Raw genomic sequence first — 18,841 nt, 5'->3', positions numbered from 1 at the left:
CGCGGTCAGGCTTTCTTGGCCGCAGCCTTCTTCGCCGGTGCCTTCTTGGCCGCCGCCTTCTTCGCGGGCGCCTTCTTGGCGGCCTTCTTCACCGGGCCGCGGGCCCGGCGGTCGGCCAGCAGTTCCGACGCGCGCTCGTCGGTGATGGATGCGACGTCGTCACCCTTGCGCAGGCTCGCATTGGTCTCACCGTCGGTGACGTACGGGCCGAACCGGCCGTCCTTGATCACCATCGGCTTGCCAGATGCCGGGTCAGTACCCAGTTCTCGCAGCGGTGGGGCCGACGCGGCCTGGCGGCCACGGCGTTTGGGCTCGGCGTAGATCTTGAGCGCCTCGTCGAGGGTGATGGTGAACATCTGCTCCTCGTTGGCCAGCGAACGAGAATCGGTGCCGCGCTTGAGATACGGCCCGTAGCGGCCGTTCTGCGCAGTGATCTCCTCGTTGTTCGACGGGTCGACACCCACCACGCGCGGCAGCGACAACAGCTTCAGCGCGTCGTCGAGCGTCACCGTCTCCAGATCCATCGAGCGCAGTAGCGACCCGGTGCGCGGCTTGGGACCGGTCGGCTTCTTGCCCTTCTTCGCCGTCGCACCGGCGGCACCGTCGTCGGGTTCCTCAGGCTCGGGCAGGATCTCGGTGACGTACGGACCGAACCGGCCGTCCTTGGCCACGATCTCGTGCCCGGTCGCCGGGTCGACACCCAGCACGCGGCCCTCTTGCGGTGTGGCGAAAAGCTTTTCGGCCAGCTCGAGGGTCAGCTCGTCGGGAGTCAGCTCGTCCTTGAGGTTGGCCCGCTGCGGCTTGAGCTCTCCGGGATTGTCCGGATCGTCGACCATGCGCTCCAGGTAAGCCCCGTTGCGGCCCACGCGCACGTTGATGGCGCGCCCCTCGGAATCGTCAAAGAGCTTGATGGAGTTGACTTCCCGAGCGTCGATGCCCTCGAGGTTGACGCCGACGAGCTTCTTGAGCCCACCGGCGCGAGCCACCGAGCCCTCGACGCCATGATCGCCGCCGAAGTAAAAGTTGTTGAGCCAGTTGGTGCGTCGCTCATGGCCGTTGGCGATCTCGTCGAGCTCGTCCTCCATGGCCGCGGTGAAGTCGTAATCCACCAGCCGGCCGAAGTGCTGCTCGAGCAGGCCGACGACGGCGAACGCGACCCACGAGGGCACCAGCGCGCTGCCCTTCTTCTGCACGTAGCCGCGATCCTGGATGGTCTTGATGATCGAGCTGTACGTCGACGGGCGACCGATGCCCAGCTCTTCGAGCACCTTGATCAGCGAGGCCTCGGTGAACCGCGCCGGCGGCGACGTGGTGTGGCCGTCGGCGGTCAGATCGGCTGCGTCGACGCGCTGGCCCTGCGTGAGGTTGGGCAAACGGCTCTCGGCGTCGTCGGACTCGCCGCCGGCGAGCTCGTCGATGCTCTCGACGTAGGCCTTGAGGAAGCCCGGGAAGGTGATGGTCCGGCCCGAGGCGTTGAACACCACCTGTTCGCCGGTGCTGGCGACCCCGGAGATCCGCAGGCTGAGCGTCGTACCGCGGGCATCGGCCATCTGCGAGGCAACAGTGCGCTGCCAGATCAGCTCGTAGAGCCGGAACTCATCGGTGTCGAGCTGCGCGTGCAGCTGACCGGGCGTCTGGAACACGTCACCGGCCGGACGGATTGCCTCGTGGGCTTCCTGGGCGTTCTTCACCTTGCGGGTGTACTGCCGAGCCGTCGGGTGCACGTATTCGTCGCCGTAGAGCTGACGAGCCTGGTTACGCGCTGCGTTGATGGCCGAGTCCGACAGCGTGGTCGAGTCGGTACGCATGTAGGTGATGTAGCCGTTCTCGTACAGCCGCTGCGCGATGCTCATGGTGCGCTCGGAGGAGAACCGCAGCTTGCGGCCCGCCTCCTGCTGCAGCGTCGAGGTCATGAACGGCGCGTACGGGCGCCGGGTGTAGGGCTTCTGCTCGACCGAGCTGACGGTCAGCTGGGCACCGCGCAAGCCGGCCGCAAGACCGGACGCGCCTGCCTCGTCGAGCACCAGCACCTCGTCGGGCTTCTTGACCTGGCCCAGCGAGTCGAAATCTCGGCCTGTCGCGACCCGGCGGCCGTCGACGGTGTTGAGCTTGGCGGTGAACCGCGGCGGAGAGGCCTCCGGATCGGACACGCTGGCGTCCAGCTCAGCGGTGACATCCCAGTACCCCGCGCTGCGGAACGCCATGCGTTCACGCTCGCGGTTGACGATGATGCGGGTCGCCACGGACTGCACGCGGCCGGCCGACAGCTTCGGCGCGACCTTCTTCCACAGCACGGGGCTGACCTCGTAGCCGTACAGCCGGTCGAGGATGCGGCGGGTTTCCTGAGCGTCGACGAGGGAAATGTCCAGGTCACGCGGGTTTTCGGCGGCTGCGCGGATGGCGGGCTCGGTGATCTCGTGGAACACCATCCGCCGGACCGGGACGCGCGGCTTCAGCGTCTCCAGCAGGTGCCAGGCGATCGCCTCACCCTCGCGGTCACCGTCCGTCGCCAGATAGAGCTCGTCGACGTCCTTGAGCAGGCCTTTGAGCTCGGCGACCGTGGTCTTTTTGTCGGGGCTGACGATGTAGAGCGGCTCGAAGTTGTCGTCGACGTTGACCCCGAGGCGGGCCCACGGTTCGGATTTGTACTTCGCCGGCACGTCCGCGGCGTTGCGCGGCAGGTCCCGAATATGGCCGCGCGAGGACTCCACAACATAGTTGGAGCCCAGGTAGCTGGCTATTTTGCGCGCTTTGGTCGGCGACTCGACAATGACGAGTCGCCGGACATTACCGGTCCTACCGCTACTGGCCCTTTTAGGGTCGTCGCCAGCCAACTGTGCCTACGCTCCACTTCTGTCAACGCCCCGACGTGCAGGGCAACTGACAATTTCGCATTCTGCGCGAGCCTACGCAAACTGGCTCCCCCGTGGGCAACCATTAAATACGTGGCCAGTGCGCTAACGCAGCAGGCTCCCGCGGTGGTTCCCCCACGTTTTCTACCAGGCGCGATAGCCGTCGCCTGCCACTGACCCGCAACGCCGGGTGCGAGCCGCGAGTCCCGATGAGCGTCGGGGCGATGCCCACCCGCATCATCGCCGCCGCCAGCGCGGCGTGCGTATCGGGTGCATGAGGGTCCAGGCCCAGCAGGTAGCGGTCGTCGGCCTCGGGGGTCCCGGCCGCCAGCGTCCAGGCCCGCAGCTCCCGGGCGCCGGGCAGCCAGGACGCCGGGACCGTCTTGACGGCGCCCCTGGTCCAGTCCCGGGCGATCGGCACCAGCTGAGGATCCAGGGCGGTGCGCACCAACGGTGTGTTCTCGTCGGTACGCGCGATCTCGGGCATCAACCCGGCCTGGTCCATCATCTCGGCCAGCGCAGTCGCCCGCCACGGCTCGTCGACCACGACGGATATGCGGGCCGCCGGCTGCCCCTCGACGTTCACGAGCACAATCTGTCCCGGGCCGGCCAGCAAGCCGGTGAGATCGGTGACCGTAGGGGGCACCGACTCCGCCGAGAAAAAGGACAGCTGGCTCACAAATCGACAGTAGGCCAGCCGACGTCAGAAAGCAGAACACCCCCGCGGGTGTCCGGTGTGGGACTTTCGCGGGGGTGTCCTATCAGGGTTGGGTTGGCTCAGACTGCCCGAACACCCGTGGCCTGCGGCCCCTTGGGGCTCTGGCCGACCTCGAACTCAACCTTCTGGTTTTCCTCCAGGGTGCGGAAGCCGCTGCCCTGGATTTCCGTGTAGTGGACAAACACGTCGGCGGAGCCGTCCTCGGGGGCGATAAAGCCGAAGCCCTTCTCCGCGTTGAACCACTTCACAGTTCCCTGTGGCATCTCTCGTTCTTTCCTTCTCTTCTTACCGGGTGCGGTCCACCGACTTCCGGCGTACCGGGCCCGTTCCGACCGCCATACCTTCGTGGAGTCGTCGGAACTGACCCGACCTACAACCCTCGCAGGAACCGCGATCGCAACGACGATCCTGCGAGTGCGAGTGACAAACACAGAAGCTGCGACCGTCGTTAGTCAATCACGTTCTCCGCTGGTGCGACAGTCTCGACGTGCACTGCGTGGTGAACAATTCGTTTACAAAGCCGGGTGGGTAGCCCCGGAGGGCGTTTCAGGAGGTCACGGAGTGTCGGATCGCGGGTCGGATTTGGGCCGCGGACGTGAGGAGCGATTCGGTAGAGGACGCGAGGAGCAGTCAAGTAGAGGGTTCGGCCGGGAGTTGCTCGCCCGCGCGGTCGACGGCACACCCGCCGACGAGCACCCGCTGCGGCACGTCGCCGACCTGCCCCCGCGTGAGGGGCACCGAGCCGAGTGGCCGGCGTGGGCTCATCCAGATGTGGTGCGGGCGTTCCATGATCAGGGCATCACCGCGCCGTGGGCGCATCAGCTCGCCGCCGCCCAATTGGCTCACGAGGGCAGGCACGTGGTCATCTCGACAGGTACCGCGTCGGGCAAGTCGCTGGCCTACCAGCTGCCGATCCTGTCGGCCCTGGCCACCGATCCACGCGCCCGGGTGCTGTACCTGTCCCCCACCAAGGCGCTCGGACACGATCAGCTCCGCACCGCTCACGTGCTGACCGAAAGCATCACCGCGCTACGGGATGTCGCGCCGGTGTCCTATGACGGCGACAGCCCCACTGAGGTGCGACGCTTCGCGCGCGAGCGGTCGCGATGGATCTTCTCCAATCCCGACATGATCCATCTGTCGCTGCTGCGCAACCACGCCCGCTGGGCGGTGTTCCTGCGCAACCTGAAGTTCATCGTCGTCGACGAATGCCATTACTACCGTGGCATTTTCGGTTCGAATGTGGCGATGGTGCTGCGGCGGCTGCTGCGGTTGTGCGAGCGCTACGCGCCGGGTGGCACCGAGTCGGTCGCCCCGACCGTGATCTTCGCGAGCGCCACCACCTCCGCCCCCGCCGATACCGCCGCCGAGTTGATCGGTCAAACGGTCACCGCGGTCACCGACGACGCGTCGCCGCAGGGCGCCCGCACCATCGCATTGTGGGAGCCGGCACTGCTGCCGGATCTGACGGGTGAGAACGGCGCCCCGGTACGACGCTCGGCGGGCGCCGAAGCCGCCCGGGTGATGGCCGATTTGGTCGAGGAGGGTGCGCGCACCCTGACGTTCGTGCGGTCGCGCCGCGGCGCCGAGCTCACCGCGCTGGGCGCACGGACCCGACTGGCCGACACCGCACCGGAGTTGGCCGAGCGGGTCGCGTCGTATCGCGCCGGATACCTCGCCGAGGACCGCCGCGAGCTCGAGCGCGCGTTGGCCGACGGACAGTTACGGGGGCTGGCCACCACCAACGCACTCGAACTCGGCATCGACATCGCCGGTCTGGACGCGGTGGTGCTGGCCGGCTTTCCCGGCACGGTCACGTCGTTCTGGCAGCAGGCCGGACGCTCCGGGCGGCGCGGGCAGGGCGCGCTGATCGTGTTGATCGCGCGCGACGATCCACTGGACACCTACCTCGTGCACCATCCCGCCGCGCTGCTGGACAAGCCGATCGAGCGGGTGGTCATCGACCCCACCAACCCGTATGTGCTCGGCCCCCAATTGCTCTGCGCCGCAGTCGAACTCCCGCTGACCGACGCCGAAGTACGGCGGTGGGACGCCGAAGCGGTCGCCGCGACGCTCGTCGACGACGGTTTGCTGCGTCGGCGGGCAGGCAGCTACTTCCCCGCGCCCGGCGCCGATCCGCATCCCGCAGTGGACATTCGCGGCTCCATCGGCGGGCAGATCGCCATCCTGGAGGCCGACACCGGCCGGATGCTGGGCAGCACCGGCGCCGGGCAGGCGGCCACATCGATCCACCCGGGTGCGGTTTATCTGCACCAGGGCGACAGTTATCTCGTCGACTCATTGGATTTCGAGGACGGCATCGCGTTCGTGCACGCCGCCGATCCCGATTACCGCACCTACGCCCGCGAGATCACCGACATCGCCGTCACCGGAGAAGGCGAACGGCTTACGTACGGGCCGGTCACCGTGGGCCTGGTGCCGGTTTCGGTGAGCAACAGCGTGGTCGGCTATCTGCGTCGCGGCCTCGACGGCGAGGTCATCGATTTCGTCGAACTCGACATGCCCACGAGCACTCTGGAAACCATGGCGGTGATGTGCACGGTCACTCCGGAGGCGTTGCAGGACCACGGAATTGACATGCTGGCGACTCCGGGGGCCTTACATGCCGCCGAGCACGCCGCGATCGGACTACTGCCACTGGTTGCCAGTTGCGACCGCGGTGACATCGGCGGAGTGTCAACGGCGGTAGGGCCTTCGGGCGTCGGCGGACTGCCCTCCATCTTCGTCTACGACGGCTATCCCGGCGGGGCGGGGTTCGCCGACCGCGGATTCCGGCAGCTCAGCACATGGTGGGGCGCGACGGCCGCGGCGATCGAGGCATGCGAGTGCCCGCACGGCTGCCCCTCGTGCGTCCAATCGCCGAAGTGCGGCAACGGTAACGATCCGCTCGACAAAGCGGGCGCGGTGCGGGTACTCCGTCTGGTGCTCGGCGCGCTGAATGATGCCTGAGCGTGACCCCCGACGGTGACGACGACCGACCCCTCGACGGTCGACTGCACGGATCGACATCTCTTTGCCACGTTCGGGCACGCCGAACACACAGACGTTGCAACGAACGGTCGGACAACGCGATCCGTTCTCAATCCCGGAGGCCGGGTGCAGTGGCAAAGTACTTGAATCCACTCATGTTTGCAACTCTCCCGCGCACTGGAAGCGCACCCGTAGCCGAATTCGGGTGCCGGCTGCTACGGATTTCGTCGTTGCTCAGCCGATAACCGGGCCCGAAACCACCGGTAAAATGCCCGCCATGACCCACGACTGGCTGCTCGTGGAGACACTGGGTGACGAGCCCGCCGTGGTCGCCCGAGGTTCTCAGACGAAGAACCTCGTTCCGATCAGTGTGTTTCTGCGCCGCAACCCCAATCTGATGGCCATCCAGAGCGCCATCGGGGCAACCGTGCGGGCTGGTCAGGGCCTCAGCAGCATCACCCCGAAGAATGACCGCGTGATCCGCACCGAAGTGGTGCGGATGTCCGACGGACGGATCCACGGCGTGCACGTCTGGATCGGTCCACTCGACGTCGAGCCACCTCAACGCCCCATTCCGGGCCCGCTGAAATGGGACCTGACCAACGGCGTCGCGACCGATACTGCGGAATCCATACGTAACAGCGGCATGAATCCCGAAACCGAGGCCACCCACGGACGGGCGTTCGCCGACGACCTGCCGACCCGCGATCTCAACGCCGGGGAAACCAAAGTGTTGTCGATGGCAATAAAACCGGAGGCCGGAAACACCCTTTGCACAACGTGGGACGTCACCGATTTCCGGGGCGAGCCCATCACCGTCGGATTTGTGGCTCGCGTCGCGTTCGAGCCGGACGACGACGGCACCGAGAACCTCATCTGCCGGGCGATGAATTGGCGCAGTGAGCGTGAGGGCACCGCGGTCGCCGCCGACTACCTGGCGCAGCGCATCCTCGACGGCCTTGCCCGGCCCGGCGTGCACCGTGCGCTGGTCGATCTCAAGAACTGGAAGTTGTTGAAATGGCTCGATGAACCAGCTCCTTTCTTCGACTGGCGCAGCAGCAACGGTGGACCCGCACGCGTACATCCCACCGATGCGCGCCACATGGCCAGGATGACAACGGAATTCGCCAGCGGGATGACGGCCGCGGTACTGCGGATGCGCGCGGCCGACGACAGCTGGCACCCCATCTACATCACGATCAACCGGATCGAACTCGAACCAGGCACCTTCGCCGGCCTGGTGGCCCTGCGGCTGCCCACCGCGGCCGAGATCACCGCCGCCGACCTGGATGCCATCGAATAGCTAAGCAGCCGAGGCGGTTTCGCTCGGACCCGCTCGGGCCACCGCCGTCGCCGGACCGATGCCCCACCGGCCGAGCCGCACCTCGGCGTGCACCGTGAGCACCACATCGAGGCCATCCACCCGGCACTGCGCCACCGTGGTACGCATCGCCGACGCGATCGCGGCCGCCTGCGTGCACGCCGCATCCGGTCCCGCGATCAACGCCCCCGCCGCGGCGAGCGCACCCAGATCCGCTGCGGCCTGGGCCCGATGCCGCGCGATCACCGCCGCACCGACACTGGCACCCGCCATCGCGCACATGACGAGCACACCGATCATCGCGGCAGCCAGCACGCTGGCCGAACCGGCGTCATCGCACACCCGGTTCGATCGCCGCGGCGGCCTCGGCGGCGACGGTGAGCCCCGGCATCGCGGCGGCGACGCTGACCCGCGCCACCACCAGCGCGCCGTCACGTCGCAACTGCACCACCGCATCTCGCGGGGCGATACGCTGAGCCACCTCGGTGGCCGAGCGATCATCGCCGCGCGCGGCCAGCCGCGCCGCTTCTCGCGCCGCATCGACACAGCGCACCTGCATCGACACCGCACTGAGGCCGGCCAGACACAACGCAAGAACCACCACCAGGGCCGCGATCGCGAACGCCGCCTCGACAGTGACCGCACCACGGTCACCTAGACCTTGGTGCTCAGCGCCCGGCTGATGATGTTGGTCAACGCCGTCACGATCGAGTCGCCGGTGACCACCGTGTAGAGAATCGCGCCGAAGGCCGCCGCAGCGATGGTGCCGATGGCATATTCGACCGTCGACATTCCGTCCTCGTCGACCGCCAACACGGCCAACCGCGTCTGGATCTGCGCAATGATCTTTCCCGCCATGATGTTTCCTCCCGATGTGTACCGATGTCACCACAAACCCGAACTCAGAACGTCTCCCGCGAGCCCTGCCACGACGGGGATGATCCCCAGACACAGAAAGGCCGGGAGGTAGCACAGCCCGAGCGGCCCGGCGATGAGCACACCGGCCCGCTCGGCAGCGGCGTCGGCTGCCGCGGCAGCTTCGTGGCGCGACTGATCGGCCAACTCGGCGACTCCACGGGCCAGCGCCGTGCCCGACGATGCCGACCTGCGGGCCAGCCGCAGCAGGGCTTCGGCGTTGCGGTCGTTGAGGCCAGCATCATTCGGCCACGCCGTCACGGGATCCGCGCCAAGAGCGAGCAGATCGGCGGACCGGGTGAGCAACCCGGCGAGCGGTTCGGGTGCCGACGGCGCCGCGGCGGCCGCCGCGCTCGACACCGCCATGCCGGCGCTCAGGCAGGCGGCGAACAGCTCGAACGTCGACGCAGCAGCCAGCGGGTCGTCCGCCGACGGGCGCTGCGGCAGCCGCGGCGCAGCCGACGGGTGGGTCCGTAGCCGCGTCGCGGGCCGATCCGCAGACACCAGCAGAGCGACCGCGAGAAAGATTGCCGCCCAGCTCATTTCAGCACTCCGGCCACTATCCGGTCTGACCACAGCAGGCCTGCGCACGCCAGCAGGACTCCGATGACCAACAGCCAGCCGCCCACGCCGGGGGCAAGCAGGAACGCAAGAGGCTCCGCACCGATCATCTGCCCGAGCGCGATGCCGATGACCGGCAGCCCGGCCAACATGGCCGCGGTGGTGCGGGCACCGGCCATGGCCGCGGTGACCCGGGCGGAAAAGCGTTCCCGCTCAACGATGTCCTGCGCAGCGGTCTGCATCAGCGTGGCGACGGCCAGACCACGGGCCTCTGCCAGTCGCCAACACACCGCGAGCCGGTGCCAGTGCATCGGCAGCGGCGAGGCCACCGCGACGTCGTCGAGCCCGGCCGCGACATCGGCACCCAGCCGGGCCCGCGCCGCCACGGCACGCATCCCATCGGCCACCGGGCCGGCGACCTCCTGCGCGGCCACGGTGAACGCGGCAACCGGGTGCGCCCCGACCCGCAGTTCACCGACCAACACCTCCAACGCCGATTGCAGCGCAACAGATTCGGCCGCTCGACGCCCCTGCATGGCTCGGCGATGCCTGCGCAGCGCCACGGTGCCCACCATCGCTCCGGCAGCCACCGCGACGGGGATCGGCACGAGCCACGCCAACGCGATCAGCACCGGCGCGAGCACTGCCCATGGACGTCGCTGTGGCGGGCGCGGCAACGCCCGCAGCCGTCGGGGCGCGGAGGGCCAGGCCAGCAGGGCCGCAGCGAGGGCCAGCGCCGCGGTGCTCACGACACGCCCCGATCGGCGAGCATCCGGCGCAGAATGCCTGCACCGGCGCCGAACCCGGTGTCCGCGTGCCATGCTGTGCACACGTCGAGAACACCGTCGACCCCGCGTTGCAGCACGGCGATCTCCGACAGCCGTCGCCGCCGTTCGCGGTCCCTGCCGACATGGAGCAGCACCTGAACCAGTTATCAGTAGTTAACTACACAATGTGGGCGCACAATGCGTGTTGAACTGCGTATTTATCGTCGGGTACATGTACTCTAAGAGTGTGCGTAGCAATATCAACCCTCTCGCCACGCCGATGCGGCGTGTTGCTTGCGCTCTCTGTTTTTGTGTGCGAAATTCGCCGTGTGAACCTACAAGAGCGGTTGCGCAAGGCGGTGTCGGATCATGGGCCGTCGTTGGCGACTCTGCGTTACGACTTGGAGGTGGTGATCCCCAAGGTTGGCCAGATGTGGCAGCCGTTGTTCGAGGATCCGTTGGATATTCATGGTCAGGCGTTTTGTACGTGTGTGCGCCAGATGGTGTTGAGGATGCGCGAGCTTCGCAAGCCGATCCCTGGGGACACGTTGTTGACTTCTCGTGGCAGTGGGTTGTCGGTGCAGATCGCCGATTCGCGGGGGATGGATTTTCGTGCGCGACGGTGGCCGTCGAAGGTGTTGCACGGGGAGCGAGTTCGGGTGGTGACGCATCCGACGGGCGGCGATCTTCGGGTGCTGCGGCCGCCGAAGGCTCAGGTCGACGAGCAGATGTTGTTGGACGAGGACGAGCCGGCGCAGTTGTTTCCGTCGCCGATTGTGACTCCGGCCGGTACACCGGATATCTTCGCCCTGTGGTGGCCGACCGACGATGGGTGGGGATTGTCGGAGGCGGTGTTGGCGTTCGTGGTGGATGTGGACAATGCGTCGCGGGTGCAGATTTTGGCAACCGAGCCGCTGCCTCCAGTCACCGACTCTCCGCTGGTGACTCCGTCGGCGCAGGGTCAGGGGCCCAGGGACGACTTCGGCGAGTACGAGCCGCCGGCGCTGGGGACGGGCGAGGATCCCGAGGAGCCGGCTTAAGGGGTCGTGGTGTCGGGGGTCGATGCGAATGTCGGCGGGTGGCTGTTGAATCGAGGTCGCAATGACGACGACCGTGGACGTGTATGGGTTGCGGGTCAACCAGGCCCGGGTCATGCGCGCGATGACTGCCACTGCGGTGATGGAAGCGTTGGGCTGGAAGCATTCTCGGCTGAACCGGTTGGAGAAGTCGACCACGACGGCGTTGCCGATCAAGGATTTCGACCGGCTGGTGGCGGTGTTGCGGTTCCCGGCGAAATTTTTCACCACCGCTCCGACGTCGCGGGTGCACCAGTCGGATCTGTTGTTCCGTGCGCCGCGGTCGATCACGGCGACCGAGCGGGAGTATTTGGCGCAGTTCGCGGCATTGGCTGGGGAGTTTCTCGACGAGCTCAATGGCCGCACTCAGTTACCTGCGGTGAAGTTGCCGATACTTCCGATCGACACCGCAGTGACCCAGGCCGCTGCGGCGGTGCGTGCCAGTTGGGGGTTGGAGCACGATCAGCCGATCGAGTACCTGACGCATGAGATCGAGCGCAGCGGTGTGGTGGTCGTGGTGCGCCGCTTGCTGACCTCCTCGTCACGGCGGATCCTGGGTGACGGGGATTCCACCGGCAAGATCGACAAGCATTTGGGTTATTCGGTGCGTGTCGGGGAGTTCAATACCCGGCCGTTGATCGTTGTGCGGCAATCGAATTCGTGGGAACGGACCCGCTGGACGCTGGCTCATGAGGTGGGTCATCTGGTGTTGCATGCCTCGGGCAGCGTCACCGAGGCCTGCGAGGAGCAGGCGTCGCAGTTCGCCTCGGAGTTGTTGGCGCCGGCGGCGGTGCTGGCCAAGGACGTGTCGCGGGCTCCGTCGCTGGCGGAGTTGTTGCCGGTGAAAGCAAAGTGGGGTGTGTCGCTGGGGGCGTTGATCAAGCATCTGCATACCTCGCAGTTGTTGACTGGGGCGCGGTTTGAGGCGTTGCGCCGCCAGCTCTACACCCGGGTCAATCCGGATACCGATACGACGTGGGGTCGGGTGGAGCCGGGCTGGAATGACCGTGAGGTGGAGCGGCCACGATTGATCAGCAAGTGGCTGGAGATGGCGTTTTCGGCGCGTTCGGCGGCGATGCTGGCCCCCTATGACTTGGTGTGGCCGCAGGATCTGCTGGAGGACTTCATGGCCGGGCAGCGGGCCGCCCCGGGCGCGGCGGCGGTGCGGGTGGCCGCCGGCAGCGGCAGAGCGACGGTCGGACCCGGGTCATCGGCGCCCAGTACGGGCAGCAATGTGATTCCGTTGCGGCAGCGAAGCCGGCGCGGCTAGAACACAAGGGGGGCCGGTGGCGCGAGTGCAGCGGGTGATCTTTGCCGACCAGCCTGTCACCTACACGGTCGTTGGCGCCGATCATCTGCCGGTGGCCCCGGCTGCGGAGTATCTGAGGTTTCTGCGTGAGGGGGGCGCGTCCCCGCACACGGTGCGTGGCTACGCCGCGGGGTTGGCGCGGTGGTTCACGATGCTCGAGCACACCGGCCATCGCTGGGATGACTTCCCCACCACCCTGTTCGGGCAGTACTTGCAGTATCTGCGGACTGGGGATCTGCCCGGGACACCGCGCCTGGGTGCCCCCGAGACCAAGATGGTGACCAGTTCTTTGCAGCCGCGGGCGGCTGCGGTGTTGTCGATGTATCGCTATCACGCTGATGCCGGCACCACCGAGGTGCCTTATCGGCGTTTGGTCACTCAGCGGGGCAGCTGGCGGCGCCACAACCGCTACGTCGGGTTCCTCGACGGCGTCGGGCCCCACCGCGACGGCGAGCACCCGATCTACCCGGTGCGCACCCCGCGGCGATCGGCTACCCCTGTCTTGTCGCCTGCCCAGGTGGCCACGATCCTCGATGGCTGCTCGGTGCAGCGCGACGGGGACTGGACCGGCGGGGCCGCCGCGGTGCGCAACCGATTGTTTTTCGCAGTACTGGCCGAAACGGGAATGCGTCTGGGCGAGGCCTTATCACTGCGGCACAACGATTTTCATATCGGCGCCGGTGCGACCCCGTGGATCGACATTGTGGAGCGCCAAGATCATCCCCATGGTGCTCGGGTCAAGACCGGGCCGCGGCGGATCTATGTCGGTGATGACCTGGAGGCACTGTATTCAGAGTATGTGTGGCAGTTGGTCGCGATGAACGCCGACCAGGTGGTCGATGATCTGTCGAATCATTTCGTGTTCGTCAATCTGCAACGGGGACCGCGTTTTTCGCCGATGCGCCAGGAGAACATCTACGAGAAGGTGCGCGGGCTGCGCACAGCGCATCGGAGTCTGCCGCCGGATTGGTCACCGCACTGGCTGCGCCACACTCACGCCACCGCGTTGCTGCTGGCGGGGGTGCCTGAGCATGTGGTGATGCGGCGTCTGGGCCACGCCGATGTGCAGACCACTCTGTCCACCTACGGCTGGGTCACCCAGGACGCGGCGATGCGTTCACTGGCCGAGTGGAAAAACTATGTCGCCGGATGGAAAGGACTTCACGATGGCCAGCAATGAGGGCCGCCTGACCACACCGGTAGGCGACCTCGGTGCGGTGGCGTGGCAGGCGCAGTGGGCCCAGGTACCCGCCGAATGGCGCCGCCCGGCCTATCAGGTGCATCTGCCCCCGGCAGATCGGGTGTTCCTGTCCCGCAAGAACGATCTGCCGCCCGCTGCGACCGCTGGGGTGTACGACTTCACCCCGCAGGCCACACCGGCGCGGTTCGCCGACGAGATCGCCTGGTGGGTGTGGGTGTGCTACCACGAGGGGCTGCGCAAGATCGAGCATTCCCTGCTGCGCTGGGCCACCCAGGCCATCAGCGCCGCCGCGGCCGAGTACCGCAGTGCGCACGGCCGCCACCCGGTGAGCATCACCGACCTGGCGGTCAACGACATGGTGCGCCACGCGGTCGTGGTGTTCGAGCGGCGCAATGCGCGGCTGCCCGCCGGCGGCACACGCCGCAATATTGTGGGCCTGATCGAGCATCTGCACCTGTTTGTGTCGGTGCGGGCCAGCGCCATCGACTGGTGGGCCTATGACACCTGGGATCTGCGGGCCGATCCACGGATCCCGCAACGCGAACACGAACCGTGCCACGAGAAGACGGTGCGCATCGGCGCGATCGAACCAGCGTGGCTGCGCGAAGGGGTGCGGTTTTGGCTGCGCACCTGCCTGGATGCGGAGTTGCTGCGCTGGTCATCGGCAGTCGATCGTGCCCGCGAGATGGCGCGCCATTTCGGTGAATTCGTGATCGCGCGTGGCTACACCGATCCCGTCTTATCCGATGACCCGGCGCAGCTACGCCTGATTTTCACTACCTACAACGAATACCTGCGCTCCCCAGCCGCGGCTGCCCGACCTGACAAGCCGTTGTCTGCCACGGCGATCGGCGACAGCCAATCTCAGATCCAGAGCTTCTACACGTTCATGCTCGACCATGCACCCGAGGCCGCGGCAGCCACCGGCGATGCGCGTTGGGAGAACCTGTCCGCGGCGCACACCCGGTTGTGGGGGCCGGCGTTTCGCACCCGCCGCGCCCACCGCACCCGGGAATTGACCTGGTACTCCACTGGAGAACTGCAGCAGATGCTGGCCTACCTCGACGTGCTCGCCGCCCAACGGGGCGCCCTGGTGTCGGTGACCCATCCCGATGGCACCGTGTCGCTGATCAAAGGCCTCGGCGACCCCCAGGCCGCCCGGATCTGGCTGCTGCAAGCACTGACTGGGCGGCGGGCCTCAGAAATTCTCATGCTCGATCACCACCCGCTCGAAGCGATCCCCGGCGCGGCGCGGCCCACCGCCACCGATGACCCCGATGTGTTCGTGGCCAAACTGCGCTACCAACAGACCAAAGTCGACGGGGTCATCCCCACCATCCTGGTCGAGCAGGCCGTGGTCAACGTCATCGCCGAGCAACAGCGCTGGCTCGCCGACACCCACCCCAGCCTCACCCCGAAATACCTGTTCATCGCGGTCAAACAAAACCTGGCCGGGCGCCGGCCCCGCCCGTATGCAACGTATCGGGCCTCCCTGGACAAGCTCGATGCCATCCATGGTCTCAGCGATGCTGCGGGAAACCCGTTGCGGTTCACCCAAACGCATCGGCTGCGCCACACCCGGGCCACCGAACTGCTCAACGACGGCGTGCCGATCCACGTCGTCCAGCGCTACCTGGGCCACAAGAGCCCCGAGATGACCATGCGTTATGCCGCGACACTGGCCGCGACCGCCGAAGCGGAGTTCCTCAAACACAAGAAGATCGGCGCTCACGGCACCGACATCGGAATCAGCCCGTCTGACATGTTGGACATGACCCAGCTCTCAGTGCGCACCGACCGGGTCTTGCCCAACGGGGTGTGCCTGCTGCCGCCACTGAAAACCTGCGACAAGGGCAACGCCTGTCTGTCGTGCGGGCATTTCGCCACCGACGCCACCCACCTCGACGAACTCAAAGATCAGCACGCCAAGACCACGGCGCTGGTCGAGATCAGACGTCAGCAGTACCGCCAGCGCACCGGCCGCGAACTCACCGATGACAACGTATGGGTCGCCCAACGCCTGCGCGAATTGCATTCCCTGCAAGCCATCCTGGACCGCCTGACCGCAGATCAACGCACCCATCAGGAGGCGATCGCCGGGGCCGGGACGGCCAACCGCATCCCGCTGCAACCTGTGGCCACCCGCGGTGCGCACGATTCAGCACTGCGCAAAGCCGATCCTCACACACCCGCATGACCGTCACCCCCGCCTCCCTCACCGCCCTTGAGGCCAGCGCCCGCAAACGCAGCGCCGACGTCGAGGCCCGTATCGATCGGGCCCTGAAGAAGATGCGCAAGCAGGGCCTCGACATCAACGTCAGCAGCCTGGCCCGCCACGCCGGAGTGTCACGCAGCGTCATCCACCGCCGCCCCCAACTGCGAGAACAGATCCGCACCACCCAGCCGCTGGCCGCCGCCCCCGATCCACCGCCACCACCGGCTACCGACACCGAGAGCAGCATCATCACCGCGCTACGGACCCGCCTGAAGGCACGAGACGCCCAGATCGCCGACCTGAAAGCCCAACTGCGCGAACGCGACCACATCATCGCGACCCTGCACGGGCAACTGGCCGGCAAACCCCACCCGGACACCAACTCCTAGCTGGCTGGTTGTGCGGGTCGCTGCGTGGTTTGCGCGGTGATGAAGTCGTCGACGATGCGGGTGCAGTCGTGGTGGCCGATGGCGCGTAGGCCGGTCATTCTGGCGAAGACCAGGGGGCCGACCAGTTGGCACAGTGCCAGTTCGATGTCGAGTTCGCCGAGTTGGTCGAAGGTTTCGGGGCTGTGCAGGATTTCGTCGAAAGGCCGCCGGTACTGCTCGATCACCCGGGTGCGCAGCATGCTGGCGGTGGCGTGTTGGCCGGTATCGCTGTCGCTGTCGTGCGTTTCGGTGGGGCCCAACGCGGCCCAGGCCAAGGTGGTGACGTGCAGCGGCGCTTCGGCGAACAGGTCGGCTTGGCGCGAGAGCAGTTCGATGAGCCGCTCACGCAGGGTGCCGCTGGTCGGGGCGGGCGGGATGACTTGGGGCAGAAGGCGTTCGAAGGTGGCCGCGAGCAGTTGTGAGGAACTGTTGAAGTGGCGGTAGAGGGTGGTGCGGGCGACCTTGGAGGCTTTAGTGACCGCGTCGATGGTGACGGCTTCGATCCCACCGGTTTTGAGCAGGTTGGCCGCGGCGTCGAGCAGTCGGGTGCGCGATCGGGTGCGGCGCGGGTCGACGTCGTCCTCGTCGTCGGGTGCCGCCGCGGGTTCTGTCCCCACCTGACCTCCTGGTGTTCCGATCGCCGGTGCGTTGCCCCCGCTCTCCCGGTTATGGTACCGATAGTAGCGCAGCGAAACTGCTAGTACCGGCGGTCCCGGGTCGGGACGCGGTGGCGGGGCTGCCCGGGTGTGAGGAGGCCGTGATGGGTGCTGATCAGCCGCAGCGGTTGCCGTCACACACGCCGACCTGCATGGGCTGCGGGCCGGACAATCCGCACGGTTTGCAGCTGGAGGTGTTTCGGTGCGGCGATGAGGTGTTCGCTGATCTGGTGTTCGATGAGCGTCATATCGGTGCGCCGGGGCTCGCACACGGTGGCGCGATCGCCGCGGCCTGTGATGACGTGCTGGGGTTTTCGTTGTGGATCGCGGCCACCCCGGCGGTGACGCGCCGTTTGACGGTGGACTATCTGCAGCCGGTGCCGTTGGGATGTACGCATCGGCTGACCGCGCGGATCGCCACCCGCGAGGGCCGGGCGTTGCATGTGGACGGGGTGGGGGTCGGCGTGGACGGTGTCACCCGGTTCACCGCCTCGGCGGTGTTCATCACGGTGGATGCGGCCCATTTCGCCGCCCACGGTGACATCAGCGGTTTCGGGGAGTTGTTCGCCGAGCTGGCCCGCTACGGTGGCGCCGGCCCCGACGCGGGGTCGCGGTGAGCGCGCCCACCGCCGCACCCCGGGACCGGGTGCGGCGCCCGCGCCGGCCGGCGGCCTCGGTGTGGGCGCGTCGCGAGGCGATCCTGGATGCCGCGTGGACGGTGGCCTCAGCACACGGTTTTGACGGTGTGCAGATGCGTGCGGTGGCCGCGCAGGCCGGCATTGCCGCCAGCTCGCTGTATCGGCATTTCCGATCCAAAAGCCATCTGCTGGTGACGGTGCTGGCCCGCGAATTCGAACGTCTCGACACCGAATTCGTCTGGAGTACCGGTGAACTGGCGCCGCAGGCCCGGCTGGGGCGGTTGACCACCCACCTGCACACAGCCTGGCAGGCCAACCCGCACCTGACCGAGGCGATGGTGCGTGCGTTCGTCGTGGCCGACACCGAGGCCACCAGCGCGATCGAGCACGCTGTCGCGGTGATCGAGGACATGCTGGCCCGCGCCCTGGGCGGGCCCACACCCAGCGCACATGACCGGGACGTGGCCAGCCTGATCGCCGACGTGTGGCTGGCCAACCTGATCGCCGTCATCGGCGGCCGGATCGATGCGGACCTGGCCCGCGAACGCATCGACCGCACAACCCGACAGCTGGTGCACGGCACCCACACCACCACTTAGCGATACTAGTAGTATCGCTGCGCTACTCCCAGTACCATAAAGCGACACAACGACGTGTCGAAGGGAGCCGGGCATGCATACCCCCTGGATCGAGCGGTGCACCGTTCAGCGTGTCTCGTTGCGCGACGGATTGGTGCTCGACCTCGACGATTACAACGAATTGGTGATCGCCACCCCGATCCGGCTGACCCTGCCGCCGATCGGATCGTCTTATCCCGAAGAGCAGGTCCTCATCGACCCGGGCAACGTCTCGGTCCAGCAGCGTCCGTTGCTGGACCTGGCCGGCGCGGTGTGCACGGGGGCGTGGTGCGACGAGGGCGGCGGGTTGCACCTGGGTTTTTCCCGCGGGCATCGCATCGATGTCGCCCCCCAGGAGGCCGCGACCTCCTGGGAGCTCTACGGCAAACGCCACGGCTACATGGCATGCCTGCCCCGCGGGCGGGTGCGGGTGGTGCGCCACGACCTGCCCGACGACGAATCTGAGGACACCGCAAGTTAATTCACCCCCCACCGCGCCCAGCCGCAACCATGGCCCGAAAGGTCGGCGCGGCCCTTCCGATCCTCGTGTGGGACTATTAGTATCGTAGCGATACC

The 18,841-nt window shown here is 67.1% G+C and carries 20 protein-coding genes; 10 read left to right on the top strand and 10 right to left on the bottom strand.

Annotation, left to right across the window (positions count from 1 at the left end; genetic code table 11):
* Nucleotides 1–5 precede the first annotated feature (5 nt).
* The 3 genes from topA to RMCB_RS08455 form a co-directional block, all read right to left on the bottom strand.
* On the bottom strand, nucleotides 6–2,834 hold the full coding sequence (gene topA / locus RMCB_RS08465; RefSeq protein ID WP_062828423.1) for a type I DNA topoisomerase: 2,829 nt from the start codon (nucleotides 2,832–2,834) through the stop codon (nucleotides 6–8).
* Between the two features lie 103 nt (nucleotides 2,835–2,937).
* Nucleotides 2,938–3,531, bottom strand: coding sequence for a hypothetical protein (locus RMCB_RS08460; protein ID WP_062828422.1), 594 nt, complete (start codon nucleotides 3,529–3,531; stop codon nucleotides 2,938–2,940).
* A gap of 98 nt (nucleotides 3,532–3,629) precedes the next feature.
* Entirely contained in the window at nucleotides 3,630–3,833 is a 204-nt protein-coding gene (locus RMCB_RS08455; RefSeq protein WP_006243848.1) for a cold-shock protein, read from the bottom strand.
* 319 nt (nucleotides 3,834–4,152) lie between these two features.
* Between RMCB_RS08455 and RMCB_RS08450 the strand changes: the two genes are divergently transcribed.
* Together RMCB_RS08450 and RMCB_RS08445 are read left to right on the top strand one after the other, a co-directional pair.
* Nucleotides 4,153–6,540, top strand: a complete 2,388-nt coding sequence (locus RMCB_RS08450; RefSeq protein WP_062828552.1) for a DNA 3'-5' helicase SftH — start codon at nucleotides 4,153–4,155, stop codon at nucleotides 6,538–6,540.
* Nucleotides 6,541–6,838: 298 nt separating this feature from the next.
* The gene (locus tag RMCB_RS08445) at nucleotides 6,839–7,864 is read left to right on the top strand and encodes a PAS domain-containing protein (RefSeq protein ID WP_062828551.1); all 1,026 of its coding nucleotides are present in this window, start codon (nucleotides 6,839–6,841) and stop codon (nucleotides 7,862–7,864) included.
* Here RMCB_RS08445 and RMCB_RS08440 read toward each other — a convergent pair whose 3' ends face one another.
* The 6 genes from RMCB_RS08440 to RMCB_RS08415 are packed head-to-tail and all read right to left on the bottom strand — an operon-like array spanning nucleotide 7,865 to nucleotide 10,280.
* A complete protein-coding gene (locus RMCB_RS08440) occupies nucleotides 7,865–8,224 on the bottom strand; it encodes an Rv3654c family TadE-like protein (protein WP_201028259.1) in 360 nt (119 codons plus the stop codon).
* Nucleotides 8,214–8,486, bottom strand: coding sequence for a TadE family type IV pilus minor pilin (locus tag RMCB_RS08435; RefSeq protein WP_072278433.1), 273 nt, complete (start codon nucleotides 8,484–8,486; stop codon nucleotides 8,214–8,216). The genes RMCB_RS08440 and RMCB_RS08435 overlap by 11 nt, the downstream gene beginning before the upstream one ends.
* 50 nt (nucleotides 8,487–8,536) lie before the next feature.
* Nucleotides 8,537–8,740: a DUF4244 domain-containing protein gene (locus RMCB_RS08430; protein WP_029369296.1), complete on the bottom strand. Its 204-nt coding sequence runs from the start codon at nucleotides 8,738–8,740 to the stop codon at nucleotides 8,537–8,539.
* A 27-nt stretch (nucleotides 8,741–8,767) separates the two neighbouring features.
* Nucleotides 8,768–9,340, bottom strand: a complete 573-nt coding sequence (locus RMCB_RS08425; RefSeq protein ID WP_062828419.1) for a type II secretion system F family protein — start codon at nucleotides 9,338–9,340, stop codon at nucleotides 8,768–8,770.
* On the bottom strand, nucleotides 9,337–10,107 hold the full coding sequence (locus RMCB_RS08420; RefSeq protein WP_062828418.1) for a type II secretion system F family protein: 771 nt from the start codon (nucleotides 10,105–10,107) through the stop codon (nucleotides 9,337–9,339). The genes RMCB_RS08425 and RMCB_RS08420 overlap by 4 nt, the downstream gene beginning before the upstream one ends.
* A complete protein-coding gene (locus RMCB_RS08415; protein WP_062828417.1) occupies nucleotides 10,104–10,280 on the bottom strand; it encodes a hypothetical protein in 177 nt (58 codons plus the stop codon). Before RMCB_RS08415 ends, RMCB_RS08420 begins: the two co-directional genes overlap by 4 nt.
* A gap of 132 nt (nucleotides 10,281–10,412) precedes the next feature.
* On the opposite strand from RMCB_RS08415, the gene RMCB_RS08410 reads away from it, so the two are divergent.
* From RMCB_RS08410 to RMCB_RS08390, 5 genes are all read left to right on the top strand, one after another.
* The gene (locus tag RMCB_RS08410; RefSeq protein WP_019344398.1) at nucleotides 10,413–11,165 is read left to right on the top strand and encodes a hypothetical protein; all 753 of its coding nucleotides are present in this window, start codon (nucleotides 10,413–10,415) and stop codon (nucleotides 11,163–11,165) included.
* A 61-nt stretch (nucleotides 11,166–11,226) separates the two neighbouring features.
* Nucleotides 11,227–12,471, top strand: a complete 1,245-nt coding sequence (locus RMCB_RS08405) for an ImmA/IrrE family metallo-endopeptidase (protein WP_003882611.1) — start codon at nucleotides 11,227–11,229, stop codon at nucleotides 12,469–12,471.
* Nucleotides 12,472–12,487: 16 nt separating this feature from the next.
* Nucleotides 12,488–13,690, top strand: coding sequence for a tyrosine-type recombinase/integrase (locus RMCB_RS08400; protein WP_021269098.1), 1,203 nt, complete (start codon nucleotides 12,488–12,490; stop codon nucleotides 13,688–13,690).
* Nucleotides 13,677–15,908 carry a site-specific integrase gene (locus RMCB_RS08395; RefSeq protein ID WP_003882613.1) on the top strand — a complete coding sequence of 744 codons (2,232 nt, stop codon included), beginning with the start codon at nucleotides 13,677–13,679 and terminating at the stop codon, nucleotides 15,906–15,908. The genes RMCB_RS08400 and RMCB_RS08395 overlap by 14 nt, the downstream gene beginning before the upstream one ends.
* Complete coding sequence (locus RMCB_RS08390) at nucleotides 15,905–16,315, top strand: DUF6262 family protein (protein ID WP_003882614.1); 411 nt, start codon at nucleotides 15,905–15,907, stop codon at nucleotides 16,313–16,315. Before RMCB_RS08395 ends, RMCB_RS08390 begins: the two co-directional genes overlap by 4 nt.
* Here the strand turns inward: RMCB_RS08390 and RMCB_RS08385 are convergent.
* Nucleotides 16,312–16,971, bottom strand: a complete 660-nt coding sequence (locus RMCB_RS08385; RefSeq protein WP_003882615.1) for a TetR/AcrR family transcriptional regulator — start codon at nucleotides 16,969–16,971, stop codon at nucleotides 16,312–16,314. The two genes, RMCB_RS08390 and RMCB_RS08385, sit on opposite strands and share 4 nt — an antisense overlap.
* Before the next feature lie 143 nt (nucleotides 16,972–17,114).
* On the opposite strand from RMCB_RS08385, the gene RMCB_RS08380 reads away from it, so the two are divergent.
* From RMCB_RS08380 to RMCB_RS08370, 3 genes are all read left to right on the top strand, one after another.
* Nucleotides 17,115–17,627 carry a PaaI family thioesterase gene (locus tag RMCB_RS08380; RefSeq protein WP_003882616.1) on the top strand — a complete coding sequence of 171 codons (513 nt, stop codon included), beginning with the start codon at nucleotides 17,115–17,117 and terminating at the stop codon, nucleotides 17,625–17,627.
* A gap of 59 nt (nucleotides 17,628–17,686) precedes the next feature.
* Nucleotides 17,687–18,247, top strand: a complete 561-nt coding sequence (locus tag RMCB_RS08375) for a TetR/AcrR family transcriptional regulator (protein ID WP_079710224.1) — start codon at nucleotides 17,687–17,689, stop codon at nucleotides 18,245–18,247.
* A 73-nt stretch (nucleotides 18,248–18,320) separates the two neighbouring features.
* The gene (locus RMCB_RS08370) at nucleotides 18,321–18,746 is read left to right on the top strand and encodes a DUF6188 family protein (RefSeq protein ID WP_003882618.1); all 426 of its coding nucleotides are present in this window, start codon (nucleotides 18,321–18,323) and stop codon (nucleotides 18,744–18,746) included.
* Nucleotides 18,747–18,841 lie beyond the last annotated feature (95 nt).

It is taken from the genome of Mycolicibacterium brisbanense, assembly GCF_001570425.1.
In the GTDB taxonomy this organism is placed as follows: domain Bacteria; phylum Actinomycetota; class Actinomycetes; order Mycobacteriales; family Mycobacteriaceae; genus Mycobacterium; species Mycobacterium brisbanense.
The sequence above is the reverse complement of the archived record's forward strand: the minus strand, read 5'-3'. Positions and strand labels throughout refer to the sequence as shown.

Coding starts and splice junctions, on each gene's coding strand:
- RMCB_RS08455 (WP_006243848.1), bottom strand. CDS start 3,833: ATGCCACAGGGAACTGTGAAGTGGTTCAACGCGGAGAAGGGCTTCGGC.
- RMCB_RS08445 (WP_062828551.1), top strand. CDS start 6,839: ATGACCCACGACTGGCTGCTCGTGGAGACACTGGGTGACGAGCCCGCC.
- RMCB_RS08430 (WP_029369296.1), bottom strand. CDS start 8,740: ATGGCGGGAAAGATCATTGCGCAGATCCAGACGCGGTTGGCCGTGTTG.
- RMCB_RS08425 (WP_062828419.1), bottom strand. CDS start 9,340: ATGAGCTGGGCGGCAATCTTTCTCGCGGTCGCTCTGCTGGTGTCTGCG.
- RMCB_RS08405 (WP_003882611.1), top strand. CDS start 11,227: ATGACGACGACCGTGGACGTGTATGGGTTGCGGGTCAACCAGGCCCGG.
- RMCB_RS08395 (WP_003882613.1), top strand. CDS start 13,677: ATGGCCAGCAATGAGGGCCGCCTGACCACACCGGTAGGCGACCTCGGT.
- RMCB_RS08390 (WP_003882614.1), top strand. CDS start 15,905: ATGACCGTCACCCCCGCCTCCCTCACCGCCCTTGAGGCCAGCGCCCGC.
- RMCB_RS08380 (WP_003882616.1), top strand. CDS start 17,115: ATGGGTGCTGATCAGCCGCAGCGGTTGCCGTCACACACGCCGACCTGC.
- RMCB_RS08370 (WP_003882618.1), top strand. CDS start 18,321: ATGCATACCCCCTGGATCGAGCGGTGCACCGTTCAGCGTGTCTCGTTG.